We start from the raw sequence: 13,744 nt of genomic DNA, 5'->3' as shown, positions 1-13,744 counted from the left end.
CCTTCAGGTATCCAGGTTCTTGCCGACGATGCGCATCAGGAAGATGGCGACGATATTGGCAAGGATGATGGCATAGACACCGCCCGCCGACCCCAGGCCGATGTTCTGGCTTTCCAGCACGCGCTGGAAGATCAGGTAGGACAGCGTGCGGGTGCCGAAGGCGCCGCCGGTGGTCACGAATATCTCGGCGAAGATCGCCAGCAGAAAGATCGTCTGGATCAGCAGCACGATGGTGATCGCCCGCGACAGGTGCGGCAGGGTGATGTAGAAAAAGCGCGCCAGAGGTGATGCGCCGTCCATTTCGGCGGCTTCCAGCTGTTCGCTGTCCAGCGACTGGATCGCGGTCAGCAGGATCAGCGTCGCAAAGGGCAGCCACTGCCAGCTGACGATCAGGATGATGGACGGGGTCGCGGCATTCGACAGCCAACTGACCGGGTCGGCCCCGAAGAACCGCCACAGATGGGCGAAAAGCCCGTTGGTGGGGTCCATGAAGATGTTCTTCCACACCAGCGCCGAAACGGTGGGCATGACAAAAAAGGGGGCAATCACCAGGATGCGGACAACCCCCTGCCCCCACATCGGCTGATCCAGCAGGATCGCCAGCAGCACGCCCAGCGCGATGGTTATGGCAAGAACCCCGGCGACGATAATCAACGTGGTCGAAACCGCGGGCCAGAAAGAGCTGGAGGTGACAAAGCGGACGTAGTTGTCGAAACCGGTCCACCCCTTGTCGCCGCCGCGCAGCGGCAGATACGTCCGGAACGAGAACCACAGCGTCATCATCAGCGGCACCAGCATCCAGCCCAAAAGCAGGATCACGGCGGGGGCCATCATCAGTCTGGCGGCGGATCGGGAAGCCTTGGTCGCCATGGATACGTCTCCTTCATGCTCGGTCCGCCCGCAGGGCGTCCGAATGCTGGACGTCGGTTCTTGGTGCGGGGCGGGTCGGGGAAACCACGGGGCGGACCCATCCGCCCCATGGGATCAGGTCGCGGGCTTACCGGTAGCCGGCAGCTTCCATCGCTTCGTTGGTGATGTCCTGCGCCTTGGCCAGTGCGTCTTCGACGGACTGCTGGCCTGCATAGGCGGCCGAGAACTCCTGGCTCACCTCTGTCGCGACACCCGCGAATTCCGGGATCGCCGCGAACTGCACACCGGTATAGGGAACCGGGTCGACCGTCGGGTTGTTCGGATCTGCCGTCAGGATCGAGTCCAGCGTCATCTGGGCAAAGGGCACCTTCTGGTACTCGGGGTTCTCGTAAAGCGAGGTGCGCGCACCCGGCGGTACGTTGGCCCAGCCTTCGTTCTCGGCCACCAGTTCGATGTAGTCCTTGGAAGTCGCCCATTCGATGAACTGCTTGGCTTCGGCCTCTTTCTGGGTGCCTGCCGGGATCGCCAGTGCCCAGGCCCACAGCCAGTTGCCGTTCTTGTCAACGCCATCCCTGTGCGGCGCAAGAGCAAAACCGACGCTGTCCGCCACTGTCGAATCGTCCGGGTTGGTCACAAAGGACGCCGCCACGGTGGCGTCGATCCACATGCCGCACTTGCCCTGCTGGAACAGCGACAGGTTCTCGTTGAACCCGTTTGTCGCATAGCCCGACGGGCCGCTTTCATTCATCATTTCGGTATAGAACGTCAGCGTGTCCTTCCAGGCGTCGGTGTCGAACTGGGCATTCCAGTCCTCGTCGAACCAGCGCGCGCCAAAGGAATTCGACATCGCGGTGATGAGGGCGCCGCCCTCACCCCAGCCGGCCTTGCCGCGCAGGCAGATGCCGTTGATCTCGTTCTCGCGGTCGGTCATCTTGGCCGCCGCGTCACGGATGAATTCCCAGGTGGGGGACCCTTCGGGCATCTCCAGTCCGGCCTTTTCCATCAGGTCGGTGCGGTACATGATCATCGAGCTTTCGCCGTAGAAAGGCGCCGCGTAGAGCGTGCCATCGTTGCTCAGCCCGTTCGCCATGGCGGGCAGAATGTCGTCCACGTCATAGTCTTCGGACAGGTCGTCCAGCGGCACCAGCCATCCGTTTGCCCCCCAGATCGGGGTCTCGTACATGCCGATGGTCATGATGTCGAACTGACCGCCGTTGGTGGTGATGTCGGTGGTCACGCGCTGGCGCAGGACGTTTTCCTCTAGCGTGACCCATTCCACGGCGATGCCGGTCTCTTCGGTGAATTGATCGGTGTAGCCCTGCATGCGGATCATGTCGCCGTTGTTCACGGTGGCGATGGTGATCGTTGCGGTGTGGCTGTCTGCGTAGGCGCCGCCAGCTGCGATCAGCCCGAGCGCGGTTGCAGCACTAAGCGTGCTTTTCAAAGACATCCGGTATCCTCCCTGATTGGACGTTCTACCCGGAGCCTAGGGCTAAAATATACGCGACGTCAACTAAAATTTCCCGCGCGTAAACTATCTGGCGGTCAGGCTGGCAGTCAGGCGGAATCCCGCAGGATCAGCCGCCCTTCCAGTCGCGTGCTGCTCCAGGGCGCGGCCTGGCCGTCAATGGCGGCAAAGAGCGCATCGGCGGCATGTTTGGAAACCGCATCGTAGTCATGCGAAATCGTGGTCAGCGGCGGACAGGTATAGCGGGAATGGGGATGGTTATCCTGACCGGCCACACGCACCTGGCAGCCTTCGCCGCGGCCCACGCTCACACCGTTCTCGTAGCAGGCGGTCAACAGACCGATCGCCAGCCGATCATTGCTGCAAAGGATGGTGTTGCCGGGAAACAGCCCCTCCGCAAAGGCCGTGTGGCCGCCCAGCCGGCCAATTTCCTCGAAATCCCAGCCGTCCCCCTCGACCGAGATCACATGCGGCGTGTGCCCGAACCGTGCCATCGCGTCGAGATAGCTCTGGCGGCGGCGGTGCGCGTTGGGGTTGGTCGGGCGCTTCATCTCGAAAAAGCAGGGCGGTTCGCCCGTCCGGCACAGGTAATCGGTGATATGGGCGGTGAACTGCATGTTGTCCGACCCGACAAAGGCAAGGCCCATTTCGTCCACATTACTGTCGAACAGCAGCGTCGGAACCTCGGCGCAGAACCGTTCAAGCGCGCTTCTGTCCGAGGCGCGGCCCAGCGGGGCCAGAAGGACACCGGCGGGTTTGATCGAGCGCAGCGTGTTCAGGGCTTCGATCTCGTGCACCGGATCACCGTGGGCGCTGAACAGCGTCGGGTGATAGCCGGCCTCGATGCAATGCTGCTCAAGCTTGCGCGCGATCTCGGCGAAATAGGGGTCCGTCAGCAGAGGAACGACAATGCCGACATTCTTGGTCAGCTTTCGGTTCTGATTCATCGCATAGAGGTTCGGGCGGTAGTCGTATTTCTCGATCGCCGCCTCGATCCGCGCCCGCGTGGTTGCGCGAACGCTGTCCGGGTCGTGGAAATACTTCGACACCGTCGGGCGGGAAATGCCGCTGACAGAGGCGAACTCTTCCATATTCCTGATGGTCTTGACCGCCATGCGCTTACCTTCGGTATGTTTACATCGGCAATTGTTACTTTCCGCGCGAAAAGTATCAACCTTTTCGTCGGTAAATACGTCAGAAAGGCATCGTTGTTGGGCGCCGCGGCGGCACCACGCGGCGCGCGCCCCGCATTGCCGAGCTTCCTGCTACCAACTACAGAATTGCGCATGAGCAGCACATCCGCAGATTCGACTCATCCTCGGGCATTTCACAGCGGCGTCCATGACATGCGCCGCATCGCACGTTCCGTGCCATGATCGTCCGCGACCACCCCTCCACCCTGCAGCTTTTCCTCGTGATGCAGGGGTCGATCGTTCCGAAGATCATCGGGAAAATCGTCGGCATCGCGTTCCTGACGACGGTCGTGATCCTGATCGACACCCATGTGGCAGAGCTGCCCCACATCTCGATAGCGGCGATGAGCATCTTCGGGATCGCGCTCTCGCTGTTTCTGGGGTTCCGCAACAACGCCGCCTATGACCGGTGGTGGGAAGCACGCAAGCTCTGGGGCTCGATGATCGCGGACCTGCGCAACCTGGGGCGGCACATGTGCATCTTTGTCGGCAACGGCGCCGACCGGGCGCAAATCTTGTCCTGGGCGGTCGCCTTTGCGCACCTGCACCGGGGCGCCCTGCGCGACGTGGACGTGAGCGCGGAAATCACCGGCTGGGTCGGCGCCGGGACTGCGTCGGACCTGCTGGCACATCAGAACCCGGCGGATGCCGCGCTGCGGTCGATGGCCGACCAGATCGGCAGCCTGACAGGCCAGCAGGCGATCAGCGGCTTCGGCCAGATGACCATATCACAGACACTCTCTTCGCTGGCGCTGGCACAAGCGGGTTGCGAGCGGATCAAATCGACCCCCCTGCCCTTTGTCTATTCGCTCCTGATCCGGAGGACGACCTATCTCTATTGCTGGCTTCTGCCCTTTGCCCTGATCGAACCAAGCGGCGCCTTCGCCCCCTTGCTCGCGGCGGTAGTCGCCTATGTGTTCTTCGGCCTGCAGACCGTCACCAACGAGCTGGAGCTGCCCTTTCAGAACGTACACAACGGCCTGCCGCTCGATGCCATGTGCAGGACGATTGAAATCTCGGTGTCCGAAGCGTTGGGGCAACCTGCGCCGAAACCGCTGGTGCCCAAAGACTACGTTCTGACCTGAGCGCCGACTAGTTCAGCCGCACCGGAATCTGGATCGGCCCGCGAAAGCCGAAGCCCTTCCAAATCACGTCGTCCGTGTCGGGGATGCTCATCTTGGGGAAGCGGTCAAAGAGCATCGGCAGCATGATCTGCCCCACCGCGCGGCGGGCCACATGGGTGCCCTGGCAGAAATGCGGCCCGTTTCCAAAGGCCTGGTGCGGCGTCTTGTCCCGATAGACATTGAAGCTTTCGCCATCCTGATAGACGTCCTCGTCCCGATTGGCGCTGGCCTGAATGGTCATCACGGTGTCGCCCTTGGGGATCATGTAGCCGCGCAGTTCGGTATCCTGCGTGACCAGCCGCGAGGACGCCTGGATCGGGGCGACCCAGCGCACGCCTTCTTCGAACGCCTGTTCCCAATGATCGTGCCGACGCACCTCGGCCAGCTGGTCGGGGTGGGTCAACAACCCATAAAGAATGGTATTGAGCGCATCGCGCGGCTCGTTGATACCGCCGCCGATGGCGATCTTGATGTTGGCATATATCTGCTTTTCCTCGATCGGATCGTCGGCATTCAGCATCACTGAAAAGGCCGAATTGTCCGGCTCGGCGCGGTGGCGGTCCTGGATGCTGTCCAGCAGCGCATGGATCTGCGTATTGGCACGGTCGGCGCGTTCGAAGGGCGCATCGGCCCAGCCGAAATTGCCCGCCCCCTCGATCAGGGCCTGCGACCACTCCATCATGTCCTCATCCGACGCCTCGGGCATCCCCAGCAGGATGGCCAGACCGCGCGCGGCATAGGCGCCCGACAGGATCGAGAAGAGATCGACGATCTCGCCCCGCGGCAGGCGCGACACGTATTCCTCGGCGATCTTCGTGTATTGGGGCATCCAGTCGTTCTTGATGACCTTTGGGGAAAAGGCCGGGGCCATCGCCATCCGCTCGCGCTTGTGTTCCTCGCCATCCTTGCGCATCAGGGTATGCGCCCAGAAGGCCCGCTTCATCGGGGTGTTGGGATCGTCCGAGCTGAAAATCTCCGGGTTATCCTTGACGTATTTGGTGTCCTCGGCCTTGGTCAGCAGCGTGCGCCCGGCGGATTTCACCCGCAGAACCGGGGCCTCGCGCCGCAGGCGGCGATAGATCGGATAGGGGTCGCGATCCAGATCCTGAAGGGTGATTTTCTCGTCCATTGGGGCAAGATCGGCCATGTGGGGATGCCTTCATTATTTGTACGGTGGCACGCCCGGCCACATTAGCGATACGTCTGTCGCCCGCACAAGTCCGGCGAGCGAAAACAGGGGCCGGCTGACGTCAGCCCGCAACCCCCAGAAGCCGCATCGCATTTTCCTTGAGGATCAGCGGGCGCACTTCGTCCTTGAATGGGGCCGCCTCGAAATCCCGGAGCCAACGGTCGGGCGTGATCGCAGGCCAGTCCGAGCCGAAGAGCATCTTCTTCTTCAGGATCGAATTGGCGTATTTGATGAAGATCTCGGGAAAATACTTGGGCGACCAGCCGGACATGTCGAAATAGACGTTGGGCTTGTGCTGCGCCACCGCAAGCCCCTCTTCGGTCCAGGGAAAGCTGGGGTGCGCCAGGATGATCTTGAGGTCGGGGAAATCCACCGCCACATCATCCAGATACATCGGGTTGGAATACTTCAGCCGCATCCCCATGCCGCCCCGCATCCCCGAGCCGACACCGGTCTGACCGGTATGGAAAAGGGTGATCACGCCCTCCTCCGCGCAGGCCTCCAGCACGGTGTAACAGGCCTCGCGGTCGTTGGGATAAAAACCCTGCATGGTCGGATGAAACTTGAACCCCCGCACGCCGAAGTCGCGCACAAGCCGCCGCACCTCGCGCGCACCGGCCTTGCCCTTGTGCGGATCGACCGAGGCGAAGGGGATCAGGATATCGTCGTTCTCGGCACAGATCTGCGCGACTTCCTCGTTCGAGTAGCGGCGAAAACCGGTCTCGCGCTCTGCATCCACCGGAAAGATCACCGCCGCGATGTTGCGTTCGCGGTAATAGGCGGCAGTATCCTGAACGGTGGGAAGCATGCCTTCGGCACCCGCCGGGTTCTTGAAATAGGCCGCCATCCCCGCCTGGAATTCGTTGTAGCCGTCATCGCGGTGATCGCAGCACGGCTCCTCGGCATGGGTGTGAAAGTCGATCGCTTTCACCTTGCTGAAATCGACCATCGCCTTCTCCTCCCCGAACGTTGACGCTAAAAACCGCTATACAAGAAAACTGTTAATCTGTACAACATAAATCCAGACCAAGCACGAGGGGAGATTCCGATGCCGCCACGCCAGACCAAGGGCAAGGCCACCCGCGTGGAGATCGACGGGGATATCGCGACGATCACCTTCGACCGCCCGGAAAAGCGCAACGCGATGAACGACGCGCTGGTCGCAGACCTTGATGCGTTCTTTTCCAACCCGCCGGACGGCGTGAATGCCGTCATCCTGACCGGCGCAGGCGGGCATTTCTGTTCCGGTCTCGACCTGGCGGAGCATGAGCAGCGCGCGCCGGTCGCGGGGGTCTATCATTCCCGCAACTGGCACCGTGTGGCGGACCTGATCGAATTCGGCCCCCTGCCCGTGATCTCTGCCATGACGGGCGCTGTGATCGGCGGCGGGCTGGAGATCGCCACATCGACCCACGTGCGCATCGCGGAACCGGACGTAAGGTTTCAGCTGCCCGAGGGGAGGCGCGGCATCTTTGTCGGCGGCGGGGCCACCGTGCGGGTAAGCCGTATCATCGGCGCGGACCGGATGCGGGAAATGATGCTGACGGGCCGGAACTATGGCGCTGACGAAGGCCTGGCGATGGGGCTGGCGCACTACAGCGTCGGTGCCGGTGAAGCCCTGCCGCTGGCCCGCAAGCTGGCGCGGAAAATTGCAGACAATGCGCCGTTTTCCAATTATCTGATGATCCAGGCGATTTCGCGCATCGGCGACATGTCGCGTGGCGACGGCCTGTTCACCGAAAGCCTGGCGGCAGCGATGTCGCAGACCTCGGATGGCGCAAAGGAGGGGTTGCGCGCATTCCTTGAGAAACGCGAGCCAAAGTTCAGATGACGCCCGCCGGGAGGGAGCCCGGCACGGCGCAGACCACATAAACAACAGGGAGGAAGACAATGAAAAGAAGAGATTTTCTGAAAACGACCGCAGCAGGCACGGCGATGATGGCCGCCATGCCCGGTGCCGCACTGGCGCAGGAAGTGACCCTGCGGCTGCACCAGTTCCTGCCCCCCGTGGCGACCGTCCCGGCCAAGATCCTCAAGCCCTGGGGCGAGCGCCTGGCAGAGGCGTCTGACGGACGGCTGAACGTGCAGCATTTTGACGCGATGTCACTGGGCGGACGGCCACCCGAACTGATGGACCAGGCCCGCGACGGGGTGGTGGACCTGTCGATGACGGTGGTGGGGTACACGCCCGGCCGCTTCCCGCGCACCGAGGTGTTCGAGCTGCCATTCATGATGACCAGCCCGGTGGCCACCTCGCTGGCCTTCTGGCAGATGGTCGAGGAAGATTTCCAGTCCAACGAATACGCCGAATTCAAGGTGCTGGGCGCCTGGGTGCACGGCCCCGGCGTCATCCACTCCACCGATCCGATCGAGAAACTGGAGGACATGAAGGGCAAGACCGTGCGCGGCCCCACCCGCGTGATCAACGACATGTTGTCCGAACTGGGGGCCACCCCCGTCGGCATGCCCCTGCCCGCGATCCCTGAATCGCTTTCCAAGGGGGTGATCAACTCCACCGTGATCCCGTGGGAGGTCACGCCGGCGGTGCGCCTGTCCGAACTGGTATCGAACCACACCGAATTCTCGGGCGAGGAATCGCTGTATACCGCGACCATCGTTCTGGTGATGAACAAGGCGAAATACGATGCCCTGCCCGACGACCTCAAGGCGATCCTGGACGCGGAATCCGGCGCCAAGCTGTCGGAATTCGCGGCACAGGTGATGTGGGACAATGACGCGCCGGGACGCGAGCTGGCCGTGCAGAACGGCAACAACATCATCCAGCTGGACGAAACCGAAATCGCCCTCTGGAAGGACGCCGCGCAGCCCGTGATCGACCGCTGGGTGGCCGAGATGGACGGCAAGGGCCTGGACGGACAGGGCCTGATCGACCGGGCCAAGGCCCTGATCGCCGAAAAGACCTCCTGAGCACGACACATGACGACAGAGGGCCACCCGGCCCTCTGTCTTACCTGGAGGACGGGCAGATGTACGCGGCAAGTTACAGGGTGGCGGATCTTATCGCGCGGGGGCTCGCCTTTGCCGGGGGCGGCATCCTGATCCTGATCACGCTGATCACCTGCGTGTCGATCGCCGGACGCGCCTTTGTGCCGCTGGACATCGGCATCGGCCCGATCCGCGGCATCTACGACATCACCGAAATCGGCATGGCCGCCGCCATCTTTGCCTTTCTGCCCTGGGCGCAGCTGCGCGAGACCCACGCACGGGTGGACCTGTTTCAGGCCGCCCTGCCCCGGCGGGTGGATCTGGCGCTGGACCTGCTGTTCAACATCGGCATGGCCTTTGTCGCCATCGTGGGCAGCTGGCGGCTGTACCTGGGGATGCTGGACAAACTGTCCTACGGGGAGACGACCCTGATCGCACAGATCCCGGTCTGGCAGGGGTTCGCCGCATCGCTGGTCGGTGCCGTCGGTTTCGTGATCGTCTCGGTCTTTTGCATCTGGCGCGCGGCCCGAAGGCTGATCGGCATGGAACAACAGGTATAGAAATGTCCAACTTTGAACTCGCCCTGTGGTCCTTTCCGGTTCTGCTGATCCTTGTGTTCCTGCGCGCCCCCATCGCGCTGGCGATGATCGGCGTCGGCGTCGGCGGCACCTATCTGGTCATCGGCACACCGATGATGACGCTGAACCAGCTGAAAACGCTGACATACGGGACGTTTTCAAACTACTCCTTCTCCATCATTCCGCTGTTCCTGCTGATGGGGCAGTTCGCGACCTTGTCCGGCATGTCCGCCTCGCTGTTCAAGGCGGCCGAAAGCTTTCTGGGGCATCGGCGCGGCGGCGTCGCGATGTCGGCCGTGGGGGCCTGCGCGGGTTTCGGCGCGATCTGCGGGTCGTCCCTGGCCACCGCCGCCACGATGGGCCAGGTCGCCCTGCCCGAGTTGCGCCGCTACGGCTATCCCGGTTCGCTGGCAACGGGCGCCCTGGCGGCGGGCGGGACGCTGGGCATCCTGATCCCGCCCTCGGTGATCCTGGTGATCTACGCCATCCTGGCCGAACAGAACATCGAAAAGCTGTTCGTCGCGGCCCTGATCCCCGGCATCCTGGCCGCCATCGGCTACATGATCGCCATTTCGATCTGGGTCCGGGTGTCGCCCAACTCTGCCGCCGTGCGCGACCGCGTACCGTGGAGCGAGCGCATGGTCGCCCTGGGCAAGGTCTGGCCGGTGATCACGATCTTCATCGTCGTGGTCGGCGGCATATACGCGGGCATCTTCACCCCGACCGAGGCTGCCGCCGTCGGGGCGGCGGGCACCGGGCTGATCGCCCTGGTATCGGGGCAGATGTCCTGGGACCGCCTGCGCGAGGCGGTGCTGTCCACGGCCGGATCGACCGCGATGATCTTTCTCATCATCCTGGGCGCGGGCATCTACAACAACTTCCTGTCGCTGACGCAGCTGCCGCAATCGGCCTCGACCTGGGTGGGCGAACAGGGATTCTCGCCCTGGTTCGTGCTCTCGATCGTGTTGCTGATGTACCTCGTCTTCGGCTGCGTGATGGATTCACTGTCGATGGTGCTGCTCACGGTGCCGATCATCTTTCCGATCATGGTGGTGCTGGATTTCGGGATGTCCGCCAACGACTTTGGCCTGTGGTTCGGCATCCTTGTGCTGATCGTGGTCGAAGTGGGGCTGATCACGCCACCGGTGGGGATGAATCTGTTCATCATCAACTCGATGGCAAAGCAGACCCCCATTTCGGAGACCTACAAGGGCGCCCTCCCCTTTGTCCTCACCGATCTGGTCCGGGTCGTTATCCTGGCCGCCTTTCCGGCGGTGACGCTCTGGCTGGTCTGGTTCATCGACAGCCTTGGATGACAGGGGTCGCGGTAGTGGGTCAGTTTGAAATATCTTATTTTGATGGGCCAGATGCAAGAAGACCCCGCCGAAGCGGGGCCTTCAAGGACTTTGACAATATCTAGGCTAATCGAGGCTTGTCATCGCCCAGTGATCAGCCTGCCTAGTGATCTAGGTCTTAAAGCCCGATAAACGGGATACATCTCATTAACTAGTGACCACCTGCCACCAAATCAAGTCAGAAGTGGCTACTGCCCGAAATTGTGAACACCCAACCCGTGTAGCACAGCACTCCTAACGGCGTGTAAATCCTCCGGAGTGGCTTGTGGTGTAGCCCACTGGCGGCGTCCAATCTTGAAGCCTTCAAGGCGATATAGTCCGATATTCATGACCAAGTCGCACTTAGCCCAGCAAGGGAGGTTGTCACTCTCTTTTGGGTGATAGTTTTTGGACAGCTTTACCACATAGGGGAGATCACGTCGTGGCGCGCTCAGGCTGATAGGCACAATGGCAGCGATCTCAGATCGATAGGGCAATTTCGGGGAAATCACCATCACCGGTCTGACTTTCACCATTTCGGGTTCTACGAACCCTTTGAAGTCACACATTAGAATCTGACCAGCGCGGGGATGGAAATTAATGGGCAATCAAACCGCTTTCTTTTTGTAAGGACCGCGCGTCTTTGGCTTTGCTTCCTCTTCCTTTTCAACCAGTGCGACAATTTCGTCAACGGTCCAAGGCGATGCGACAAGGTTTGCGGCCATCGCTGGCGTGATCCGCAGCGTCTTGTGGATACGGCAATAGTTGTAGTGCATGAAGTGTAGCGCAACCGCGTATGCGTGGTTTTCTGCCTTCTTGCTGAAAGCGTTGGTTAGGCGCGTAAATCGGCGCATTCCCATCCGCATTGTCAGGTTCTGGCGCTCAATGTGGCTGGTGCCGACCTGATCCATGTCGGGCTTACCAAAGATCGCCTCTTTCTTCGCACCAGTGCATTCGGCGGGCGAATACTTGCGCTCGTGGCCCTTCTGGCCTGTGGGGTCGCCGTACTGCTTGATCAGCATGGCGTAGTCTACATCGCCGGAGAATGCATCTGTAACCGCCTTGAGGTAGCCACCGTGGCCATCCGTGGTCAGTTGGATGCGACCAGCAAGACGCCCCGCCAGATCGAACATGAACTCACGCGCTGTCGCCTGCGAACGGTCGCCCACGGTGTAGGAGATCATCAACTTGCTATCGCGATCCATCGCGGTCCACGTCCAGATATCGCCAGCGTCCGCAGGTGCCGCTTTAGCGTCCTTCACATTGCGTTCTTTAGCATAGCAGAAAGCCCATATCTCGTCAGCCTGCACATGGCTTGCCTCTACGCCGCGTACGTTTGCGTCGTGGTAGGCCGCACATGCCTTGCCAGCATCCTCAAGCAGCTTTGTGACGGTGTTCTTGGACACGTCAGCAATGCGTGCTGTGGCGCGGATAGAGTTGCCCTCCACGAGAAGGCGGAGGATCAGGGCGCGGGATTTGGTGTCAAGTTTTCTCATGCCTCCAATCTAAATTCAAACTGACCGACAGTCAAGAAAAAGATACCTTGAATGCGACTACTATCCTTAGTAAAAGCCAGACTAAGGATAGTAAGGCAGGGATTAGCTCTAGTGGTTAGTAGAACAGAAGATGATTGGCGAACATTGAAATTCTTAGCTGCGGATCTTTTTACGCCATCAAGCCCCGTGACAACCACTGAGCTTTTCGCGGGGCGGTCGGCTCAGATAGATAAGCTGGTAGAGGCCGTGGCGGAGCGTGGGCGTCATGCGATTTTGTTTGGCGAACCCGGAGTAGGGAAAACGTCAATTGCTAAGCTATTGCAATACTTTGTTCCTAGGGGATTGAAGAGCGTGCAATACGTACGGAAAGCAGTTGTTAGTACTGACACTTTTACTTCAATCTGGGAGAATGTTTTTAGAAGCATTAAGTTTCAAGCGCACAGAGACGGCATTTATCAAGAGTACAACGTTGCGGACCTTTACCCCGACAACATAACACCCTCGGATGTTGTGAGGGAACTGAACTATTTTGGGGAGTCCGTGATTCCGATCATCGTTATTGATGAGTTCCAGCAACTTAAAGATGATGAAGCAGCTCGCCTTATGTCAGAGACTGTAAAGGCTGTTTCCGACGAAGGTACACCTGCGACCATTGTGGTTGTAGGAGTTGGAGATAACGTCGATGAACTGGTGCGAGGGCATGGCTCTATCATACGATGTTCCGAAGAAGTTTTGATGCCTCGTATGAAAACAGAGGAAATTCAGTTGCTGCTAAGTCAAAGAGTTAAGCAACTTGGTATGTCGCTTGAAGGGGATGCAAAATGGAAGATCACAGGGCTTTCGAAGGGACTGCCTTCTTTCGCCCATGCATTGGGGCGGGCTTCCGTTTATTCCGCAATTGAACGACGTAGTTTGAAAATAGCTGAGGTGGACATAGACAACGGCATATTGGCGGCGATTGAGAGTTCTCAATACACACTGAAAAGTGCCTATGAAGCGGCCACGAACAGTAACCAGGCTAGAGCTACGTTTCGCCAGCTTCTGACTGCATGTGCTTTAACTAAGACAGACGCAAGTGGCTGGTTTATGCCCAAAGATGTAGAACAGCCATTCAGCGGTATTATCGGAGAAAAACGGACGGTTGAGTACTTTAACGGCAATCTGACAGATTTTGCTTCCGATAAAAGGGGTAAGATTCTTCAACAAAAAGGATCAGTCAGGAATTTCCGATTTAGATTTTCCGAACCAGCAATGCAGCCCTATGTTCTCATGAAGGGGATTCAAGCTGAAATCATACCTCAAGATGCTATGAACGCTCTTTCGTCTCCTGAGCAGGGGGAGCTTTTTGCGATTTAGCTTCGCCACCTTTACGAGCAATTGCCTTGAGTTCAGCTTTAGTCAGATTTCTTGCCCGCGCCTTTCCACCTTTTGACCCACCTTTGCGCTGGGCCGACGTATCAGGGTTATACTCAGCCTCTTCACCCGTCGCCATGTCCACGATAAACTTGGCAAGCTGGTTGGCGTCACGGGGTCTCTTGGGTTTGTC

At 60.0% G+C, this 13,744-nt stretch carries 13 protein-coding genes; 6 read left to right on the top strand and 7 right to left on the bottom strand.

The features are described from left to right. Positions 1–3 precede the first annotated feature (3 nt). The 3 genes from FIU94_RS10945 to FIU94_RS10935 form a co-directional block, all read right to left on the bottom strand. Complete coding sequence (locus tag FIU94_RS10945; protein ID WP_152465832.1) at positions 4–870, bottom strand: carbohydrate ABC transporter permease; 867 nt, start codon at positions 868–870, stop codon at positions 4–6. 127 nt (positions 871–997) lie between these two features. Continuing rightward, a complete protein-coding gene (locus tag FIU94_RS10940; protein WP_152465831.1) occupies positions 998–2,320 on the bottom strand; it encodes a sugar ABC transporter substrate-binding protein in 1,323 nt (440 codons plus the stop codon). Positions 2,321–2,427: 107 nt separating this feature from the next. Next, positions 2,428–3,453 (bottom strand): LacI family DNA-binding transcriptional regulator, encoded by a 1,026-nt coding sequence (locus FIU94_RS10935; RefSeq protein ID WP_152465830.1) that lies wholly within the window; start codon positions 3,451–3,453, stop codon positions 2,428–2,430. 257 nt (positions 3,454–3,710) lie between these two features. Between FIU94_RS10935 and FIU94_RS10930 the strand changes: the two genes are divergently transcribed. Continuing rightward, on the top strand, positions 3,711–4,616 hold the full coding sequence (locus tag FIU94_RS10930; RefSeq protein ID WP_152465829.1) for a bestrophin family protein: 906 nt from the start codon (positions 3,711–3,713) through the stop codon (positions 4,614–4,616). A 7-nt stretch (positions 4,617–4,623) separates the two neighbouring features. On the opposite strand, the gene FIU94_RS10925 is transcribed toward FIU94_RS10930, so the two are convergent. Together FIU94_RS10925 and FIU94_RS10920 are read right to left on the bottom strand one after the other, a co-directional pair. Then, on the bottom strand, positions 4,624–5,802 hold the full coding sequence (locus FIU94_RS10925; RefSeq protein WP_152465828.1) for a cytochrome P450: 1,179 nt from the start codon (positions 5,800–5,802) through the stop codon (positions 4,624–4,626). Between the two features lie 103 nt (positions 5,803–5,905). Further along, the gene (locus FIU94_RS10920) at positions 5,906–6,793 is read right to left on the bottom strand and encodes an amidohydrolase family protein (protein ID WP_152465827.1); all 888 of its coding nucleotides are present in this window, start codon (positions 6,791–6,793) and stop codon (positions 5,906–5,908) included. Between the two features lie 99 nt (positions 6,794–6,892). On the opposite strand from FIU94_RS10920, the gene FIU94_RS10915 reads away from it, so the two are divergent. From FIU94_RS10915 to FIU94_RS10900, 4 genes are read left to right on the top strand one after another with little or no spacing between them, the layout of a single operon-like run. Then, positions 6,893–7,675: a crotonase/enoyl-CoA hydratase family protein gene (locus FIU94_RS10915; RefSeq protein WP_152465826.1), complete on the top strand. Its 783-nt coding sequence runs from the start codon at positions 6,893–6,895 to the stop codon at positions 7,673–7,675. A gap of 59 nt (positions 7,676–7,734) precedes the next feature. Beyond that, entirely contained in the window at positions 7,735–8,772 is a 1,038-nt protein-coding gene (locus FIU94_RS10910) for a TRAP transporter substrate-binding protein (RefSeq protein WP_152465825.1), read from the top strand. Between the two features lie 59 nt (positions 8,773–8,831). Next, positions 8,832–9,350, top strand: a complete 519-nt coding sequence (locus FIU94_RS10905) for a TRAP transporter small permease (protein ID WP_152465824.1) — start codon at positions 8,832–8,834, stop codon at positions 9,348–9,350. 2 nt (positions 9,351–9,352) lie between these two features. Next, on the top strand, positions 9,353–10,684 hold the full coding sequence (locus FIU94_RS10900; protein WP_152465823.1) for a TRAP transporter large permease: 1,332 nt from the start codon (positions 9,353–9,355) through the stop codon (positions 10,682–10,684). Between the two features lie 227 nt (positions 10,685–10,911). On the opposite strand, the gene FIU94_RS21170 is transcribed toward FIU94_RS10900, so the two are convergent. Continuing rightward, entirely contained in the window at positions 10,912–11,310 is a 399-nt protein-coding gene (locus tag FIU94_RS21170) for a type II toxin-antitoxin system PemK/MazF family toxin (protein WP_152465822.1), read from the bottom strand. Continuing rightward, the gene (locus FIU94_RS10890; protein WP_152465821.1) at positions 11,311–12,198 is read right to left on the bottom strand and encodes an IS1 family transposase; all 888 of its coding nucleotides are present in this window, start codon (positions 12,196–12,198) and stop codon (positions 11,311–11,313) included. A gap of 51 nt (positions 12,199–12,249) precedes the next feature. Between FIU94_RS10890 and FIU94_RS10885 the strand changes: the two genes are divergently transcribed. Beyond that, a complete protein-coding gene (locus FIU94_RS10885) occupies positions 12,250–13,554 on the top strand; it encodes an AAA family ATPase (protein ID WP_152465820.1) in 1,305 nt (434 codons plus the stop codon). The last annotated feature ends 190 nt before the right edge of the window (positions 13,555–13,744 follow it).

The organism is Sulfitobacter sp. THAF37, from assembly GCF_009363555.1.
Classification (GTDB): Bacteria; Pseudomonadota; Alphaproteobacteria; order Rhodobacterales; family Rhodobacteraceae; genus Sulfitobacter.
This window is presented reverse-complemented; position numbering and strand designations above follow the sequence as displayed.

Coding starts and splice junctions, on each gene's coding strand:
- FIU94_RS10900 (WP_152465823.1), top strand. CDS start 9,353: ATGTCCAACTTTGAACTCGCCCTGTGGTCCTTTCCGGTTCTGCTGATC.
- FIU94_RS10930 (WP_152465829.1), top strand. CDS start 3,711: ATGATCGTCCGCGACCACCCCTCCACCCTGCAGCTTTTCCTCGTGATG.
- FIU94_RS10905 (WP_152465824.1), top strand. CDS start 8,832: ATGTACGCGGCAAGTTACAGGGTGGCGGATCTTATCGCGCGGGGGCTC.
- FIU94_RS10890 (WP_152465821.1), bottom strand. CDS start 12,198: ATGAGAAAACTTGACACCAAATCCCGCGCCCTGATCCTCCGCCTTCTC.
- FIU94_RS10910 (WP_152465825.1), top strand. CDS start 7,735: ATGAAAAGAAGAGATTTTCTGAAAACGACCGCAGCAGGCACGGCGATG.
- FIU94_RS10925 (WP_152465828.1), bottom strand. CDS start 5,802: ATGGCCGATCTTGCCCCAATGGACGAGAAAATCACCCTTCAGGATCTG.
- FIU94_RS10920 (WP_152465827.1), bottom strand. CDS start 6,793: ATGGTCGATTTCAGCAAGGTGAAAGCGATCGACTTTCACACCCATGCC.
- FIU94_RS10945 (WP_152465832.1), bottom strand. CDS start 870: ATGGCGACCAAGGCTTCCCGATCCGCCGCCAGACTGATGATGGCCCCC.
- FIU94_RS10885 (WP_152465820.1), top strand. CDS start 12,250: ATGCGACTACTATCCTTAGTAAAAGCCAGACTAAGGATAGTAAGGCAG.
- FIU94_RS10940 (WP_152465831.1), bottom strand. CDS start 2,320: ATGTCTTTGAAAAGCACGCTTAGTGCTGCAACCGCGCTCGGGCTGATC.
- FIU94_RS10935 (WP_152465830.1), bottom strand. CDS start 3,453: ATGGCGGTCAAGACCATCAGGAATATGGAAGAGTTCGCCTCTGTCAGC.
- FIU94_RS10915 (WP_152465826.1), top strand. CDS start 6,893: ATGCCGCCACGCCAGACCAAGGGCAAGGCCACCCGCGTGGAGATCGAC.